16 protein-coding genes and 1 pseudogene are annotated in these 17,974 nt (G+C 63.6%); 7 read left to right on the top strand and 10 right to left on the bottom strand.

Annotated features, from left to right (window positions below; translation table 11 throughout):
- The first annotated feature begins 186 nt into the window (after positions 1–186).
- The 3 genes from mobB to LJE91_03890 all read left to right on the top strand — a co-directional run bounded on the left by mobB (position 187) and on the right by LJE91_03890 (position 3,649).
- Positions 187–741: a molybdopterin-guanine dinucleotide biosynthesis protein B gene (mobB, locus tag LJE91_03900; protein MCG6867883.1), complete on the top strand. Its 555-nt coding sequence runs from the start codon at positions 187–189 to the stop codon at positions 739–741.
- 231 nt (positions 742–972) lie between these two features.
- Positions 973–2,343: a hemolysin family protein gene (locus LJE91_03895; protein MCG6867882.1), complete on the top strand. Its 1,371-nt coding sequence runs from the start codon at positions 973–975 to the stop codon at positions 2,341–2,343.
- A 28-nt stretch (positions 2,344–2,371) separates the two neighbouring features.
- Entirely contained in the window at positions 2,372–3,649 is a 1,278-nt protein-coding gene (locus LJE91_03890; GenBank protein ID MCG6867881.1) for a hemolysin family protein, read from the top strand.
- Between the two features lie 103 nt (positions 3,650–3,752).
- On the opposite strand, the gene LJE91_03885 is transcribed toward LJE91_03890, so the two are convergent.
- The 9 genes from LJE91_03885 to LJE91_03845 all read right to left on the bottom strand — a co-directional run bounded on the left by LJE91_03885 (position 3,753) and on the right by LJE91_03845 (position 12,858).
- Positions 3,753–4,373: a class I SAM-dependent methyltransferase gene (locus LJE91_03885; GenBank protein ID MCG6867880.1), complete on the bottom strand. Its 621-nt coding sequence runs from the start codon at positions 4,371–4,373 to the stop codon at positions 3,753–3,755.
- A complete protein-coding gene (locus LJE91_03880) occupies positions 4,373–5,452 on the bottom strand; it encodes a formate dehydrogenase subunit gamma (GenBank protein MCG6867879.1) in 1,080 nt (359 codons plus the stop codon). The genes LJE91_03885 and LJE91_03880 overlap by 1 nt, the downstream gene beginning before the upstream one ends.
- A gap of 67 nt (positions 5,453–5,519) precedes the next feature.
- The gene (gene fdh3B, locus LJE91_03875) at positions 5,520–6,146 is read right to left on the bottom strand and encodes a formate dehydrogenase FDH3 subunit beta (protein ID MCG6867878.1); all 627 of its coding nucleotides are present in this window, start codon (positions 6,144–6,146) and stop codon (positions 5,520–5,522) included.
- 19 nt (positions 6,147–6,165) lie between these two features.
- A complete protein-coding gene (locus tag LJE91_03870; GenBank protein ID MCG6867877.1) occupies positions 6,166–9,063 on the bottom strand; it encodes a formate dehydrogenase subunit alpha in 2,898 nt (965 codons plus the stop codon).
- Between the two features lie 25 nt (positions 9,064–9,088).
- On the bottom strand, positions 9,089–9,289 hold the full coding sequence (locus LJE91_03865; protein ID MCG6867876.1) for a twin-arginine translocation signal domain-containing protein: 201 nt from the start codon (positions 9,287–9,289) through the stop codon (positions 9,089–9,091).
- A gap of 63 nt (positions 9,290–9,352) precedes the next feature.
- Positions 9,353–10,000, bottom strand: a complete 648-nt coding sequence (locus LJE91_03860; GenBank protein MCG6867875.1) for a molecular chaperone TorD family protein — start codon at positions 9,998–10,000, stop codon at positions 9,353–9,355.
- Positions 10,001–10,133: 133 nt separating this feature from the next.
- A complete protein-coding gene (locus LJE91_03855) occupies positions 10,134–11,756 on the bottom strand; it encodes a 4Fe-4S binding protein (GenBank protein ID MCG6867874.1) in 1,623 nt (540 codons plus the stop codon).
- Complete coding sequence (locus tag LJE91_03850) at positions 11,725–12,336, bottom strand: DUF3306 domain-containing protein (GenBank protein ID MCG6867873.1); 612 nt, start codon at positions 12,334–12,336, stop codon at positions 11,725–11,727. Before LJE91_03850 ends, LJE91_03855 begins: the two co-directional genes overlap by 32 nt.
- Before the next feature lie 12 nt (positions 12,337–12,348).
- Entirely contained in the window at positions 12,349–12,858 is a 510-nt protein-coding gene (locus LJE91_03845) for a DUF3305 domain-containing protein (GenBank protein ID MCG6867872.1), read from the bottom strand.
- Positions 12,859–13,298: 440 nt separating this feature from the next.
- Here LJE91_03845 and LJE91_03840 point away from each other — a divergent pair, with 440 nt between their 5' ends.
- Both LJE91_03840 and LJE91_03835 read left to right on the top strand, forming a co-directional pair.
- On the top strand, positions 13,299–14,141 hold the full coding sequence (locus LJE91_03840; protein MCG6867871.1) for a formate dehydrogenase accessory sulfurtransferase FdhD: 843 nt from the start codon (positions 13,299–13,301) through the stop codon (positions 14,139–14,141).
- Between the two features lie 2 nt (positions 14,142–14,143).
- Positions 14,144–15,058 (top strand): helix-turn-helix transcriptional regulator, encoded by a 915-nt coding sequence (locus LJE91_03835; protein ID MCG6867870.1) that lies wholly within the window; start codon positions 14,144–14,146, stop codon positions 15,056–15,058.
- A gap of 67 nt (positions 15,059–15,125) precedes the next feature.
- On the opposite strand, the gene LJE91_03830 is transcribed toward LJE91_03835, so the two are convergent.
- On the bottom strand, positions 15,126–16,565 hold the full coding sequence (locus tag LJE91_03830) for a sigma-54 dependent transcriptional regulator (protein ID MCG6867869.1): 1,440 nt from the start codon (positions 16,563–16,565) through the stop codon (positions 15,126–15,128).
- Positions 16,566–16,955: 390 nt separating this feature from the next.
- On the opposite strand from LJE91_03830, the pseudogene LJE91_03825 reads away from it, so the two are divergent.
- Both LJE91_03825 and LJE91_03820 read left to right on the top strand, forming a co-directional pair.
- Positions 16,956–17,093, top strand: a pseudogene (locus LJE91_03825) (tungsten ABC transporter substrate-binding protein).
- 95 nt (positions 17,094–17,188) lie between these two features.
- A partial coding sequence (locus LJE91_03820) for a hypothetical protein (protein MCG6867868.1) occupies positions 17,189–17,974 on the top strand: 786 nt, incomplete at its 3' end.

The following is a 17,974-nucleotide window of genomic DNA, read 5'->3' as shown; positions in this document are numbered from 1 at the left end:
AAAGGTTTTCACGATGACTCTGTCCGGGCTCCAGCGTTAATCGGGTACAATCCGGATTCTCGCAATCCTTCTCCGAGGTGCAGACCTCTCTCCCGGATCCGGCGAACCCTCCGGTCCCGGATACCATCCCCTTCAGAGCCAATCCGGAACAGTAACCTCCGGCTCCCTTCACAAGGAAACATCCGCATGATCGAAAAGCATGTCCCCATCCTCGGGTTCTGCGCGTGGAGTGGAACGGGCAAGACGACCCTGCTCAGGCAGTTGCTTCCGTTGCTGGTGACCCGCGGCATGCGTGTCGCCGTCGTGAAGCACGCGCATCACAAGTTCGATATCGACCATCCCGGCAAGGACAGCTACGCGCTTCGCAAGGCGGGCGCCTGCCAGATGCTGATCTCATCGCGCAGGCGCATGGCGCTGATGACGGAGTTCGATGCGGGGCGTGACGAGCCGACACTGTCCGAGCTACTGGACCGGCTGGACCTGCAACGCACCGATCTCGTCCTGGTGGAAGGCTTCAAACATGAGCACTACCCGAAGATCGAACTGCACCGGCCGTCACTGAACAAGCCGCTGTTGTTCCCCGACGATCCTGACGTCATCGCCTTCGCCAGCGACGCACCGATCCCCGAGTCGGGAACTCACCTGCCGGGCCTCGATCTCAACGATCCCGGACAGATCGCGGACTTCATCATCGGGAAGATCGCCGGCAACGCCGACGCTCCCGGGTTCGGTCGGTCCTGATTCCAGACCCTGGCCCGTCGTGGCGTACAGCAGCCTGGCCAGCCCGTGTTCGGTTCAGCGCCGGATCCCGCGTCCGGAGGCAAAGCAGGCCCCAATTATCAAGCACTTATCTGGTGCCGATAGCCGTTCCCCAGTTTTTCTGTTACGTTTCTGTCACATTTCTGTCACATTGGCGCGCCAGGGGGGCTTCGCTCTGCGCCCCCTGGTCTCACCCGAGAGGTCCACGCAGCTTTGGATTTCCCCTTCTGGATCGAACTGGTACTTTTTGTCGTTCTGCTCGGCTTCTCCGCGTTCTTTTCGAGTTCGGAGACCTCGCTTTTCTCCCTCAACAACGTACAGATCGAGAAGATGCGCATCGATGGGAATCCGCGTATCGGCCTGATCAAGCGCCTGCTCAGTGAGCCCCGGCGGCTCATCGTCACCATCCTGATCGGCAACGAATTCGTCAATGTGGCCGCCTCGGTGCTGTCTGCCGCGATGGTAATCCAGCTTTTAGGCGCCGAAGACAAGCTGTTCAATCTCTTCATCATGGTGCCCATCCTGCTCCTGGTTGGGGAAATCACGCCCAAGACCCTTGCGATCCGCAACAACGTGGCCTTCGCGACCTTTCAGAGTGGCCCTATCGACTTGTTTGCGCGCCTCATAGCCCCTTTACGCTGGGCGGTGCGCACGGTAGCCGACTGGTTCACCACCTTGATCGTTGGCACCGAGCGTTCCCCGGGCAACATCGTCACAGAAGACATGGTGCGTACCCTGGCCCACGAGGCGGTTGGCGAAGGGACGCTGGACCACATGGAGGCCCAACTGATCGACCATATCTTCGACCTCCGCAACAGGACGGTGGAAGATCTGATGACCCCGCGGGCGGACGTCACCTTTGTGCCGAAAAATGCCGGCGGCGAGGAAATCCTGGAGATCTTCCGCCATAGCAGGCAGTCCCGGATGCCGGTGTTCGAGGAACATCGCGACAACGTCGTCGGCATCCTGCATGCGCGCGACCTGCTCAAGGTGGATCTCTCCGTGCTTGGTAGTGACCAGCGACCTTTGCATGGCATCCTGCGGAAGCCCTTTTTCGTGCCCGAGTCGAAGTCCGCGGCAGATATGTTCGACAGCTTCCGCGAGCGCCACAAGTCGTTTGCCGTCGTGGTCGACGAGTATGGTGGCGTTACCGGCCTGATCACGATGGGCGACCTGTTGGAGGCCATCTTCGGCGATATTCCCACCCCGTCGGACGAAGCGGAAGAGGATTGGATCCGCGAGCTGCCGGGAAACCGCTTTACGTTGCCCGGTTCGACCCCCATCGAGGACTTCAACGCCCGTTTCGACGCATTCCTCGAGGTCGAAGAACTGAAGACCCTGGGCGGCCTGGTATTGCATCATTTCGGAGAGCTGCCGGCGGAGGGTGATGCCATCGAGATAGGCCCATTCCAATTCTGCGCACAACGCATCGAGAGCAATCGCATCGCGGAGCTGACCGTCGAGGTGCCGGGACCGCCACAGGTCGAGCAGCCGCCGCCAGGCTCACAGACGCGGGAAGAAGCGGATTCTGTCGTCGATTCGCCCGCACCCGTGAGTCACGGGCCGGAGGACCCGAAGCGATGAGGCAAGTGACCGTGACGAGCACTCGGTTATGGCCCGGACCCGTGAATTGGCAATCGGCTGCGCCATGGACATACTGAGTACTCTGCTCATCTGCCTGGTCTGTCTGCTCCTGGAGGGCTTCTTCTCCGGCTCCGAGATCGGCGTGGTCAGCGCCGACCAGATGAAGCTGCGCCTCAATTCGGCGAAGGGCTCCAAGGGTGCGAAGCTCGCCCTCGAAATGCTGCAGAGACCCGAATGGCTGCTCTCGACAACCCTTGTCGGAACGAACATCTCCGTGGTCACCAACACCACCATGATCACCGCACTGATGATCCACCTCTTCGGCGAGCACGGAAGCTTGCTCGCGGTGGGGTTGGCCGCGCCCTTGATCTGGATCTTCGGCGAGATCGTCCCCAAGAGCGTTTTCCAGCAACGTGCGGACGTATTGACGCCCCATGTCATCTTTGTACTACGCTTCTTCTCGTACCTCTTCTACCCGATCCTGTTGTTCTTCACCCTGCTCACCCGCCTGCTGGCCAAGTTGGCGGGCGGTATCGAGGGTAATCCTTTCACGCTGCGCGAAGAAATCCTGACCATGCTGTGCTTGCACACCGCCGCCCGCGGTGACATCGAGCCGGGTGAAAAGGAGATGATCCGGCGCTCCTTCAACTTCACCGAGACACTGGTGCGCGACGCCATGTGTCCATTGATCGACGTGACCGCGGTCGAGAGGCAGGCCACCTGTGGAGAGGCGCGCCGTCTGGCGTCGGAGGCAGCACACATCCGCTTACCGGTCTACGAGGAGCGGGTCGATCGTGTGGCGGGCATGCTCAACGTCCTGGACCTGCTTGGCGAAGCCGACGAACGACCGATCTCGGACTTCGTCCGCGAGACCCATTACGTGCCCTCCAGCAAGAGCATTCGCGATCTGCTCCTTTATTTACGCACGACCGGCGAGGTCGTCGCGGTGGTGGTCGATGAGTTTGGGGCTGCAGAAGGTATCGTGACCGTAGAGGATATCGTCGAGGAGGTGGTCGAGGACCTGCACGACGAGTACGACACCCCGGAGACATCCGAGGAGCTGTTTCAGAAACTGGGCGAGCGCGACTATCTCACCAGCGGGCGCACCGAGCTGACCCCGCTCGCCGAAGGGCTGGGAGTCGAGCTCCCCGCAGGGGGCTATTCCACGCTTGCCGGTTTTATCTTGCACAAGACGGGTAGCATCCCTCCCCAGGGGACACGCATCGAAGAGGGTCGTTACACCCTGATCGTACACCGCGGCACCGCCAGGGCGGTTGAGGAAGTCCGCATCTGCTGGACGGACTAGCTGAGCCCCCCGGGGCGCACGATGAGCCCGGCTGAAGACACGCTGTCGGCGTCACCTGGGAAGCGTATCGGGGTGCGGATGTGAACCGCGGAAATTGTCCAGGTCATCCGGCCGGGCTGCCCCAGATCAGGGTGCGGTTATTGGCCGGCATGGCGTGATCGGCGATCAGGCGCAGGCCGAGAGAATCCGCGAGGCGGTCGAGGTGCTCGAAATCACGTATGCCGCTGTCCGGGTCGCGGGCCTTCAGCCAGCGATCGAAATCGGCGTTGCTGCGGCTGGTGTAGGCGCCGCCGTAGTTAAAGGGACCGTAGAGGGCGAAGCGCCCACCGGGGCGCAGCACCCCGGCCACGCCACAGAACATCTCCCCGACCTCGGCCAGGGACATGATGTGGGCGGTGTTGGCGCTGAAGACCGCATCGAAGGCTTCATCCGGCCAATCGCCCGTGACCTCGAGCGAGATTGGCGGCAACAGGTTGGGCAGGCCGGCGTCCTCGAGCCATAGGCGAATGCCGGGGTGGTTCTCCGGCACATCGGCAGTCTGCCAACGCAGATGCGGCATCGATGCAGCGAAGAACGCCGCGTGCTGGCCGGTACCGCTGCCGATCTCCAGTACGGTCTCGACATCCTCGAATGCGGGGCCGATCACGGCCAGTATGGGCTGCCGGTTCTGCTCGCAGGCTTCCGAGAATGGACGGTGTGTCCGCTGGCCACCACTCGCGGACATCAGGTCCCTGCGGTGCGCACGGCAGCTTCGGAGGCAGACGGCTTCCGTTCCGCATCGAAACTCGCACCGACCTTCCCTTCCGCCTTCATCTCCTCGTACCAGAGTTTGTGCTCCTGCTTCGCCCAGTTCTCGTCGCAGTACCCGCCGATCATGTTTTCCATAGAACCCTCCATCCCGATCGACCCCAGATAGATGTGTAGGAACAGGAAGGCGATCACGAATACCGCGGCCAGGCTATGGACCACATGGGAGGCCTGCAGGATGAACCGTCCCTGCTCGAAGTTTGGAAAATACATCACCAGGCCGCTGGCCACCAGCAGCAGTCCGCCAAGCACCACGGTCCAGTACCATGCCTTCTGTCCGGCGTTGATCTTTCCGGAACTCGGCTGCGCGCCGCCGAGATAACCGCCTGCCCGCAGTACCCACTTCGTGTCCACCTTCCAGTCGATCAGTGCCTCCCGGAAATAGGAGACCGTCATCAGGACCAGGGTCACGATGAAGACCGGACCCGCGATGTCATGCACCAGCTTGCTCGCCTGGGCCGTGGCGCCGAACCCCTCCGGACCGAGCAGTGGGATCAGGACGAACCGTCCGTAGAGCAGGATCAGGCCGGTCAATGCCAACGTCAGGAACACGGCGACCATGACCCAATGGACCGTTCTGTCGAATACCGAATAGCGCGGAATCCGAACACCGGAGCGGCCGGCCTTGATCCGGATGCGTCCACGCAGGATCAGGTACAGAAACAGTCCGACGATCAGCGCTCCGAAGATCCAGGCGCTGTACGGGATGAGTGTCTCTCTGCGAAACTCCCGCCACTCCTCGCCACCGGAATTGATGAGGACCCCGGTGTCGACACCCCTGACCTGCGTGCTCCCACTCAGCGCTGTGTCGCGCTGCCTGACCTCCCGCCAAAGGTCGGCGCCGGGATTCGGTACGGAGATAACGGCAGGAGTACCCCCCGCATCGTCAATGAACGCGTAGGGCAACAGCGGCAGTATCAGCACCGCGAGGACCGTGACGACAACCCACGCCACGATCCCGTGCCCCCCGGTGAATGGTGTCTTTGTCCTGTGCATGCGATGCGTTTCTCCCGTCAATTTCCCATCTTTCAGGTGAATCGGAAGACCCTCATAAGGACGGGTGTCAGTTCGTCACCTTGCCTTCCATGTCAACCCCGCCGGATCCCATGTTCCGCTGGCGTAGCTGATAGCCCTTCCCGAGGGCGGCCTGGGCGCGGTTGGCGACACGTTTTCGATAGATCTCCGAAACCATGTCCGCGTCACCCGCGAGCAGTGCCTTGGTCGCGCACATCTCGGCGCAGGCGGGCAATTTGCCTTCGGAGAGCCGGTTCGAGCCGTACTTGCGGAATTCCTCGCTGCTGCTGTCCGGTAACGGTCCGCCGGCGCAGAAGGTGCATTTGTCCATCTTGCCGCGCGAGGCGAAGGCACCGTCCTTCGGAAACTGCGGGGCGCCGAACGGACAGGCGTAGAAGCAGTAGCCACATCCGATGCAGATGTCCTTGTCGTGCAGCACGACGCCGTCTTCGGTGGTGTAGAAACAGTCGACCGGGCACACCGCGGCGCAGGGCGCATCGGCACAGTGCATGCAGGCCACGGACAGGGAACGTTCGCCCGGTTCGCCGTCCTTGATGGTCACGACCCGCCGGCGATTGACGCCCCAGGGAACCTCGTTCTCGTTCTTGCATGCGGTGACACAACCGTTGCACTCGATGCAGCGTTCGGCATCGCAATAGAATTTCATCACGGCCATTTTTCGTTACTCCCGCGTTTCAGGCTTTGGTAATCCGGCACAGGGATGCCTTGGTTTCCTGCATCTGGGTAACCGAGTCGTAACCGTAGGTCATGGCCGTGTTACAGGCCTCGCCGAGTACGATCGGATCGGCACCTTGGGGATACTTCGCCCGCAGGTCCTTGCCCTCGAAGTGCCCGCCGAAGTGGAACGGCATGAAGGCGACACCTTCCCCGACGCGGCGGGTGACCTGCGCCTTGACCTTGACCCTGGCGCCCTCGGCGCCCTCGACCCACACGTCGTCACCGTCCTTGACGCCGCTGTCGTTGGCGTCACGCGGATGGATCTCGACGAACATGTCCTGCTGCAGCTCGGCGAGCCAGGGGTTGGACCGCGTCTCGTCCCCGCCGCCCTCGTATTCCACCAGGCGGCCCGAGGTCAGGATGATCGGATAGTCCTTCGAGTAGTCCTTCGCCTGGATCGAGCCGTATCGGGTCGGCAGCCGGTAGAAGGACTTGCGGTCCTCGTAGGTCGGGTATTTCTCCACCAGGTCACGCCGCGAGGTGTACAGCGGTTCGCGGTGGATCGGCACCGGGTCGGGGAAGGTCCACACGACCGTCCTGGCCTTGGCGTTGCCGAACGGCGCGCAGCCGTGCTTGATGGCGACGCGCTGGATACCGCCGGAGCGGTCGGTCTTCCAGTTTTTGCCCTCGGCCAGGGCCTTCTCCTCCTCGGTGAGGTCGTCCCACCAGCCCAGTTGCTTGAGCATCTCGGCGGTGAACTCGGGATAACCGTCCTTGATCTCCGAGCCCTTCGAGTACGAATCCTCTGCCAGGAGGTTCACGCCGTCGCGCTCCACACCGAAGCGGGCCCGGAAGGTCAACCCTCCCTCGGCGACCGGCTTGCTGGTGTCGTACAGGTTCGGCGTACCCGGATGCCCCATCTCCGCGGAGCCCCAGCAGGGCCACGGCAGACCGTAGTATTCCCCGTCGCAGGGACCGCCCTCGGCCTGGAGCGAGGTGTAGTCGAAGGTCCCCCAGTGCTGCTGATGTTTCTTCAACCGCTCCGGACTCTGTCCCGTATAGCCGATCGTCCACATGCCCTTGTTGTATTCGAGGGCGATGTCCTCGATCACCGGCTCGTCGTCCTTGACCTCGATGTGCTTGCACAACCGGTCGGCGAAACCGAGTTTACCGGCCAGCTTGTACATGATGGTCTGGTCGGGCAACGACTCGAACAGGGGTTCGATGACCCGGTCACGCCATTGCAGCGAGCGGTTCGAGGCGGTCACCGAGCCGTAGGTCTCGAACTGCGTGCAGGCCGGCAGCAGATAGACCCCGTCGGTACGGTCGTGCATGACGGCCGAGACGGTGGGATACGGGTCGATGATGACCAGCGTGTCGAGCTTTTCGAACGCCTCCTTCATCTCCTGGCCGCGGACCTGGCTGTTGGGCGCGTGTCCCCAGAAGACCATCGCGCGCACGTTGTCCTTCTGGGCGATGTTCTCCTTGTCCTCCAGCACCCCGTCGATCCAGCGCGACACCGGGATGCCCTTGGTGTGCATCGCGCTCACGTCCTTGCCCTTGTCCTGCTCGTAGCTCGCCGGATCGAACTGTCCCTTGACCCATTCCGGATCGAGGTCCCAGACCTTCGCCCAGTGGTTCCAGGCGCCCTCGGAGAGCCCGTAATACCCCGGGAGTGTGTGGCTCAGGACACCGAAGTCGGTCGCGCCCTGCACGTTGTCGTGGCCGCGGAAGATATTGGTGCCGCCACCGGAAACGCCCATGTTGCCGAGCGCGAGCTGAAACGCGCAGTAGGCCCGGGTGTTGTTGTTGCCGATGGTGTGCTGCGTGCCGCCCATGCACCAGATGAAGGTGCCGGGGCGATGGTCCGCCATGGTCTTGGCCGCCGTGTAGATCTCCACTTCGGGAACGCCCGACACCCGTTCGACCTCGTCCGGGGTCCATTTGGCGACCTCCTTCTTGACGTCGTCCATACCGTAGACCCGCTGGTTGATGAACTCCGTGTCCTCCCAGCCGTTCTCGAAGATGTGCCACATCATGCCCCAGATCACGGGCACATCCGTCCCCGGACGTAACCGTATGTACTGGCTGGCATGCGCGGCCGTACGGGTGAAGCGTGGATCGATCACGATCAGCGGGGCGTTGTTCTGCTCCTTCGCCTTGAACACGTGCTGCAGGGAGACCGGATGGGCCTCGGCGGGGTTGCCACCGATGATCAGGATCGCCTTGCTGTTGTGGATGTCGTTGTAGGAGTTGGTCATGGCGCCGTAGCCCCAGGTGTTGGCAACCCCGGCGACCGTCGTCGAGTGACAGATCCGCGCCTGATGATCGACGTTGTTGGTGCCCCACATGGCGGCGAACTTGCGGAACAGATAGGCCTGTTCGTTGTTGTGCTTGGCCGAGCCCAGCCAGTAGACCGAATCGGGGCCCGACACCTCGCGAATCTTCAGCAGGCGGCCGCCGACCTCGTCGATGGCCTGCTCCCAGGTGATCCGGGTCCATTTGCCGTTCACCAACTTGGTCGGGTACCTGAGCCGGCGGTCACCATGCCCGTGCTCGCGCACCGCGGCGCCTTTCGCGCAGTGCGCACCGTGATTGAAAGGATGGTCGAATGCGGGCTCCTGTCCCGTCCAGACACCGTTCTGCACCTCGGCGACGATCCCGCAACCCACCGAACAGTGGGTGCAGATCGTCTTGATCTCCTCGACCTCTCCGCCCTCCTCGACCGCCGTGGCCTCGGCCTTCTTCATCATGGACGGGGCCAGCGTCGTGGACAGCACCGCACCGCCGGCCATCAGGCCGGAGCTGCGCAGAAAGTCGCGCCGCGATATTGCTGCATTACCACCGGCGGCCAGGGAGGCCACGGGATCCCGTTTCCGGTCCGCTACCCGATCGGAGGTCTTCATCAGTTTCATAGCCATTCTCCTGCTCCCAAGGCGCCTATTCCGCGGCCGTTCTGTAGTAGGACGCGATATGCTCGGTCAGCCGGTATCCGCGGGCTTTCGGCTCCGCCGGACCGGTCTCGGCCAGATCCAAGGCAGACGCGGGAGACGATGCGACGATGGCGGCCCCTGCGCCGACGGCGGCGCTGTCTCGCAGAAACCTCCTCCGGCTGATCTGGGTCTTCTCGGTTCTCTTCATTTCGATCTCTCCTTTCAGGGAAATCCGTTCATCCTGGTTGAAGCGGCGTCGATCCCGGCCCCGTCACGACTCCGCCGTGAAATAACGCTTCTCGATACCCATGAAGGCATTGCCGAAACGGGCCACCGCCTTGTAAAAGACGGCGCTGCCCGCAGCCGCCATATCCGTGAAGAACCGCTGGACCCACGAATCGATGTGCGCCGCGAAGAACGCCTCCTGCGTGGCGTGACTACCCCCTGCCTGAATCAGCATTGCCATCACCTCGAACAGCGCGGCGATATGATCTTCCGGTTCGTGGACGTCGGCCTCACGGGCGAATCCCAGCCGCCGAAGGTCGTCGCGCAAGTCACCCAGCGATTTCTCCATCAGGAACCCGGTCAGGTAGTAGGAACCGTAGGGCAGCAGTTCACCGCGTCCCAGACCGATGAAAAGGCCGTGGAACTCCTCCCCGATGGAGTCCGCCGAACACCTCGCCGCCGCCAGGCCCAGCAGGGACATCGACAGCGCCATCTCGTCGGCGGCATCGTCGATTCCGGCGAATCCCCCGACCTGCTCGAGCAGTTCCTGGGACGGCGCGGAGCGCAGCAACGCGGCCAGTATCCCGTAGGCGGCGGCCCGGTACTGCTGCTCCACCTCCGCGGGGCCGGTGTCACGCCCCACGATGGACTGTGGCGTGCCGCGGTCGACCGATTTTCTCTCTAACCGGGCCATGAGATCTCCTCTAACTCGTTATCTCAGATGCAATCGGCAGCCCAACCTGCAAATAAAAATTCGGGCCTGAACGGAACAAAGGTCCTAAACGATACCCCGCAACGACCTGGCGGTCGCCAGGACGCCGGTAACCCTATTGCATCATTCCGTCCCGGCGGACGTCCCGCTCCATCATCTCGGGGTCCTGCACGGCGTCGACGACACGACAGTCCTCACACATCATGAGTCGCCGCCGGGCGCGCCCGTCCCTGAACATCCAGTGGCCTTCCAGCCGCTTCAGCATCCGGTCGATGACCGATCGGGTGGCGAACGGTTTGCCGCAGCTCACACAGCAGAACGGCGACGCCTCGTGGAGCGTCCTCGGGCGGCCACGCTCCTCACGGTCGAACAGCAGACGGGGAGCGATCCAGATCGCGTCCTCCGGGCAGGTTCGGGTGCACAACCCGCACTGCAGGCAGTTCGACTCGATGAACCGCAGTTGCGGGACATCCTGTCCACCCTGCAGGGCATTGCCCGGGCACGCCCCCACACAGGCCAGACACAGCGTGCAGGACGACTCGTCGACCCGGGCCTCGCCGAAGGCTGCGCCCACCGTGAGCGTCACCAGGGGGCGGGCCCGCGCCGCCGCGCCGGCCAAGGCCTGCTCGTGCAGGGCATCGATGGCCATGAAGGCCGTCCGGCGCTTTCCTCCGGCGCCTTCGTAGGCGGCCGGCGAGATCGGCGGCATCAGCGCCTCGCCGCAGGCTCCCGCCAGGTTGGCGCCCTCGACCCACCGCACGGCGCTTACCGGATAACCCATCCCGCTCAGGATCTCGGATGCCGTCGTGCGCTGCTGCTCGATGGCTTCACGCACCCGCACGGGGACCCTCCCATCGTCGAATAGCAACACCGCCCCGGCACCGTAGGCGAGCGCCGACAGCCAGACCTCGATACCGACACTCGCCAGTTCCTCGACCGCCGCCGGCAGGGCGTTCGCGGGGACAGGATCCGGAAGCGCCGATTCCTGCGCATGGAACACGACAATCGGTTCCTCTCCCCCTTCCTTCCGGTAGACGGCCAGCATGCGGCGCAACCGCGCCAGCGTGTCCTGCACCGACGGATAGACGTAGCGGATGGCGCCGCCCGGACACACGCTCGCGCAGGCCCCACCCCCCTGGCAGAGATAGGGATTCACCGCCACGGTTTCGCCCAGACCGGTGATCGCATCGGCGGGACAGACGTCGATGCAGCGGCTGCAGGCAGTCGTTCCGGACCTGCCGTGTGCGCACAGGGAGGGGTCGTAGGCGAAGTACTTCGGCTTCTCGAAGGTCCCTGTCAGTTCCGCCAGGGCATCCACGGCCAGGCGCAGGTCCGTCTTCGCGGGGCCCGAGGTCATATACCCCGGCGGGTTCAGCGGCGCGGACAGCAAGGGTGAACCCGAGAGGTCCAGAACCAGGTCCGACGCCAGTTCGACCGCTGCCTCGGAGGTGGTCGCCCCGAGCGTCACCGTGAAGTTACCGAGGTACCCCGCCACGGCGATCTCCCGATGCAGTGCGCTCAGGTGCGACACCTCCCCTGCCGGTTCCCCGTCGGTCAGGATCAACCGGGGTTCCAGACGGGCGTCCATCAGGGCCGCCGCCTCGAGCGCCCGCTGCCCGCCGATCACGGTCACGCGACCCCGGGACTCGTACCCGATCAGGCTGGTCGGTTCCACGGTGAGCCCGGACGCCGCGGCCAGGGCGGCGTCACGCGCCCTTCGGTTTCTCTGCTCGGTCATTGTCGACATCGCCATCGTCCGATTCGGTATTCGGGCGAGATCCTTCGTCCCGCGCGGGGGCTGGCGCCTGCGCCCTCACCGCGACTTCATCCCGCCGCACCACGCGGTCCCGATCCTCAACGGGCGGGACCGGTACGGTATCGGCGCCCGCCAGCGCGGGCTCGCCCGCACCGGCCTCGTCTTTCAGGTGCTCCAACTGGCGGCGCATCTCGGCCGTGATCACGTCCCCGAGTTTCGCGAAGCTCGTGAAATCATCGTCGTAGTCATCGAGCCCGTCCCGGACGTTGAATACCCCGGTCGCGAACAGCTTGCGCAACGCCTGCTTACGCAGCGCGTCACTGACCTTCGGAGACATGAACCCGCTGTAGTCCGAGTCCTCGTCGAGCGACTCGAGCGGCGGCATGTCGAGGTCGCCGGGCGGCTCGGTGGCGCCGTCACCCGTCTCACCGGACGGCGCAGCGGGTGCCGGCGCATCCTCAATCTCGCCCCTGCCGGCTTCCCGTTTGCGTCGCGACCAGCGCGCAAGCCAGCCCTCACCGGAAGAAATATCGGGATCCGTATCGAATTCTCGCCGGCTCATGGTTCCGCCCCGTCAGCCCCGCCTCGCACCCTTCCAGTCGTCACGCTTGCGCTTTTTTCGCTTCTCGGGAACGTAGTGCATCAACACGAACCGTTCGGTCCACCGGTAAAGTTCCGCAGGAATCGGTGCCGTAAAGACCGTATCCTCGCCCTCCAGATAGGCGTTGGCCTCATCGAAGCTGAGCGAGACCTGAAACGGGACCGGCTCCTCGTCCGCACCGGGTCGGGCGATGACGTAACACCCCGGCGCGGGGGATCTCAGATTGTGGTAGTAGCTCTCGCACTCGTCCCGGTGCAGCCTGACCCGGTAGCCGCCATACATGACCTGCCGAATACCGTCTTCGTCCCGAATGACCCTCGGCGAGCGGTCCGGATCCGGTTCCGGGCCGACGGTCACGCCGACGACGGACCAGGACACCGACTGCCACCGGCTCGCGGTCGGACGCCGCTCCATGATGACAGCCACGGGCAGAAAATCCGGCAGATCGCTGTTGGGTTCGTTCGCGGGAACCGAGTGGGTCATCGTCTTGTTCAGGCGGAATAACGCTGGGGCAACACCAGATACGAGCAATTTGCAGGCCACAAGCATGCACCGTGAAGCGTCCTGAACGCCACGGATAGACGGCAAAAGGCACCAGAAACGCCTGTGGATATGGATCAAATTGTCCCGGCGACCTGTCCCGATCGGGACAACATGTCGCGATCCAGGCCGGGGCGGCAGCGACAATGATGGACAATCCGCCATCTTCATGGATGCCCTTCGCGGGGCGATCCTCCGTGGAATGGTACTTGCAGGTTCGAGGAGTCAGGGAGAATGCGCGTAGCGATCGCCGTGCCCCCGTTGAGCACAACCGGCCATGACCGACCGATCGATCCGAACCCCGGACTACGTTGCCCCTGACACGACGGCAGGAGAAACCCATGGACCGCGCTGAAAACCTCGCCACCAGGCCGCTCCCGCAAATGACCGACGCCGGCCTGCAGGCCGCTGCCCCGATTACCGCCATCGACGAATACGGGCACCCGCGGGAGGGCCACATTGCCGCCGAACGCGCCCTGACGGTCTATCTCGACAAGCAGGAGATCGTCACCTTGATGACCCTGGGGACCCAGCCCGAACTCCTGGTGCTGGGATGGCTGCGCAACCAGCGCCTGGTACCGGACCCGACCCATATCAAGGCAATCCAGGTCGACTGGGAAACCGAATCCGCCGTGATCACGACGCACGACGGTGTCGAGAACCTCGAGGAAAGACTGGGCCGGCGAACGGTTACCACCGGATGCGGTCAGGGAACGGTGTTCGGCGGCCTGATGGACGACCTCGAATCGATCCGTCTTCCCCGTGTCACGACGCGCCAGTCTACCCTGTACCGCCTGCTCGAACGCCTGAGCGAACGCAACGAGGTCTACCGCCGCGCTGGCGCGGTCCACGGCTGCGCACTGTGTCATGGCGACAGCCTGCTCCACTTCGTCGAGGATGTCGGCCGGCATAATGCGGTCGACGCGATCGCCGGGCAGATGTGGCTCAACGACACCCGGGGACACGACAAGATCTTTTATACCACCGGCAGACTGACCTCGGAGATGGTGATCAAGGTGGCACAGATGGGCATACCGGTGCTGCTGTCGCGCTCCGGCGCCACCCAGATGGGCCAGTCACTGGCCGAAAAGGTCGGTGTCACACTGATCGCACGCGCCAAGGGCCGTCACTTTCTCGTCTACAACGGCGCCGGGCAGATCGATTTCGATGCGATTCCAAGCAAGCCCCGCGCCGCCGTGCGGGGCGCCGAGCACCAGAGGACCTGAGCATGGCAGCGGTACTGCGTCAGGAAACGGATGTGTTCATGAGCGTCAGACAGGTCGCCGAATACCTGCAGCTCAACGAGAAGAAGGTCTACGCGCTGGTCAACGAGGGAACCATCCCCGCGACCAAGGTGACCGGCAAGTGGATGTTTCCCCGGGAACTGATTGACCGCTGGATGCTCGACTCCTCCCACGGCGGCCTGTTGTCCGACAGGATGATCCTCACCGGAAGCGACGACCCACTCCTGTATCGCGTGATTACCGAGTACGCACGCGACACCGGCCCGCACGCGCTGGTCAGTTACACCCCAACGGGGACACGCCTGGGCCTGGGTCTGCTGCAGGCCCAGCGGGCCGATGTCTGCGGGATGCACTGGGGCCCCGCGAACGAAAGCCACACCCGTCACCCCGCCCTGCTCCGCCAGTTCGACCAGCACCGAAGCTGGGTGCTGATCCGTGCCTTCCGGCGCGAGCAGGGGTTGCTCGTCGCCCCGCCGGTACTGAAATTCACCCAGGAGATCGAAAAGCTGTTCGATCGCCAGTTCCGCTGGGCCCTGCGCCAGAACGGCGCCGGTGCGCAGCGTTACCTGATCGAGGTGCTCGGCAGGCACGGGCTGAACCCCAGTTCGCTCAAATCGGAGGTCACCGCCCTATCCGAGCGCGAGGCCGCCAGCGCAGTGGCCATGGACCTGGCCGATGTCGCACCCGGGGCCCGCTCCGTGGCCACCGAGTTCGGGCTGGGATTCATCTCCTTCGGCTGGGAATCGTTCGATTTCGTCCTGCCCCGGCCGATCTGGTTCCGGCGCCTGTTCCAGGACCTCATTACGCGTCTGCGAACGGGCCAGAGCCTGGAACTGGCGGACGAGTTGACCGGATACGACCTGAAGGGCTGCGGGCAGTTGCTGTGGGGTGACGATTGACCGTGAAGGACCGCGCGTGCCGACCTCTCCCCCACAGGACCGGCCGCCTTGACCTACGGGCAACCGCCTATTGACTTGAAATCCGGTCGTCCGATTGCCAGGCCTGGACCTTGCGCTCCAGCGTCTTGCGAGAGACCCCGAGCTGCCTGGCGGCGGCGGACTTGTTCCCGTCGTTCATGTCCAGCACCTTCAGGATATGGCGCTTTTCCACCACCTCCAGCGACAACGCCTGCGTGTCCTCCCCGGCGGGCGGTGGCGCTTCTCCGGAGGGTCCGCCGCGCAGGCAATTTTCCGGACTCTGACCCAGGGCCAGGCAGCGCTCGATCACGTTCCTCAATTCCCGCACGTTGCCGGGCCACGGGTAGACACAGAGTGCTTCCAGCACGGTCTTCTCTATCGGACGCGGTGCGATTCCCATATCGCTGGACAGGGTCCGGACGAAAAAATCCACCAGTTCGGGCACGTCCTCGAGGTGCTCTCGCAGCGCAGGCATGCGCACGCTGACTACGTTCAGCCGATAGTAGAGGTCTTCGCGAAACCTGCCGCACTCGACCTCCAGGGCCAGATTCCGATTGGATGCGGCGAGGATACGGACATCGACCGGTATCTCACGATTGGCGCCGACCGGCCGTATACGCTGTTCTTCCAGAACCCGCAGAAGGTGAATCTGCAGGGGCAGGGGCAGTTCACTGATCTCGTCCAGGAACAGCGTTCCGTCGTTGGCGTAGGCGAACAGTCCCTCTCGCGCCTGATGGGCTCCGGTGAATGCGCCCTTGACGTGTCCGAATATTTCGCTTTCCATCAGCTCCGGGGCGATCGCACCACAGTTGACCGGCACGAAGCCGCCGCCACGCCCGCTCCACAGATGGATGGCGCGCGCCGCGAGTTCCTTTCCGGTCCCGGATTCACCCTCGATCAGAACCGTCGTGGGCATCGGCGCGATACGCCTGATGACGGATCTCAGCCGCGCCATCGCCTCGCAACCCCCGACCATGCCACCATCATCGAATACACCGGTCTGAGGGCCCTGGCGGCGGAGGGGGTCGCCGCGGTCCGGCCGGCGATACTTCATGCATCGCTCGACGGCCGCCATGATCTCTGCCATACGAAAGGGCTTGAGGATGAAGTCGGCCGCCCCGGCGCGCAGGGCCTCGATCGCCGCTTCGGCGCTCGCGTGGGCGGAGATGAAGATGAGCGCGGTGTTACGGTCCTCGCCCCGGAGCCGCTTGACCCGCTCCAGATCCGACCGGTCGGGCAGCCGGACCTCCGCGATGATCAGATCGAAGTGGCATCGTTCGACCAGCCGCTCGGCGGTATCCAGGTCTTCCGCGGCCTCGATCAGACCGAATTGCTTTTCCATTCCCCGGCGAAGGAAGCTCCGAATACCCGGCTCGTCGTCGATGATGAGAACCGAGTTCTGCTTCAGCGACCCGATCGGGGGTTCGCCGTCAACCCAACCCCACTGTACACGATCAACCTTCCTGTCTCCCGGTGCGCGGTAACCCATCAAAAATAAACCCCGTTTCAGCCGGAATGACACTTACTTTGGCGAATCTGCCCCGGGACCGGCCCGCACACCGCCACCCTCGCACGTCGACATCCGTCGACTATCCCGCTCCGCTAGCGATGCCGCGCCGGGAGTCGTCATATGGAAAAGGAAGACCCCCGAATTCACCCACCGTTCAACGACGAAAACCCGGGCGCGCACAAGGTTCCGAATCGATACGGTGGTGCCGTCGGTATCGACACCTTTTTACAATCGATCTAGCGTGGTCGGAAAGATTCCCCTGAATTTTCTGTCAAATTTATACCCCATCCCAACTGCGATCGTGTGTGCCATCGCATATGGGACTAAACGCATCAGTTTATCGAGCCAGACTGAGACATAAACTACCACACCACGACCAGTACGGAGAACTCCGGGTCGCTCGCGCACCTGCTGCCCGCGTTCGAGTGGAACACGGGATACGGCACCCACGTCATCGCCGTCGGTACCGGAAAGGCCTTGCGTATGGGACGTGACGGCGACGTCGATGCCGAAGCAGATGCCGCAAATCCAGTTGCCGATCTTCCCCGAGGGCGTCACCCCCCATTACCGCCGTGCCGGCGTTCGGCAAACGGGATGGACGCGTGACCTACTTCAACGGCAGCATGCCGGTGTTCGTTCACGCTGAACAGGACCGGGCCTCTTTCCAAACGATCGCCGCCCAGTTCTGTGTCAACGGCAATGCCAAACAGGCGGACATCGTGCGCGCCTTCGGGGTGACGAAGATCAGCCTGAAGCGGGCGGTGAAGCGCTACCGCGAGGAGGGACCGAAGGGCTATTATGGTCTCGACAGCCTGTTGCTGCTACTGGCCTTCATGGCACTGGCGCGCCTCGAATCGATCGAGTCGCTACGCGACAGCACCCCGGGCGAGTGGGGCAATCTGCTGGGCCTGGACCGGGTCCCCCAGCGCCTGTGTCTGCGCGCCACGACCGACTACTGGGTCAACGCCATGGACGACCAACCCTTGTTCGTCGTCAACCAAGTGGTCGATCCGGGGCCGATCCAGGTCATCGAGCATGAGATCGTGCCGCGGCCCCTTGGCCATGGCCATGTTCGCCCGCTGGTCGCAGGAAAACTTCTTCAAGAGTATGCCCGCGAGAACTTCGGCCTGGACCGCTTGGTCGATTATCGAACCGAGGCTGTTTCTGCGGCCCCTACTGTCGTCAACCCCGATTATCGCCACCTCGACGGACAGGTGCGCTCGGCCACCGGCAAGCTCACCCGGCGCCTGGCCAAATTCGCCGCCATGACCCTCGAGGAGCCCATCGAACCCAAGCATGTCGAGCCGTTCGTGCGGCACAAGGCGGCGCTGCAAGAGGAGATCGAGACCCTGCAACACGAGCTCGAGACGCTCAAGGCCAGGCGCAAG

Source organism: Gammaproteobacteria bacterium, assembly GCA_022340215.1.
Classification (GTDB): domain Bacteria; phylum Pseudomonadota; class Gammaproteobacteria; order JAJDOJ01; family JAJDOJ01; genus JAJDOJ01.
Note: the sequence above shows the minus strand (reverse complement) of the source record. Positions and strands in the feature narration are given on the sequence as shown.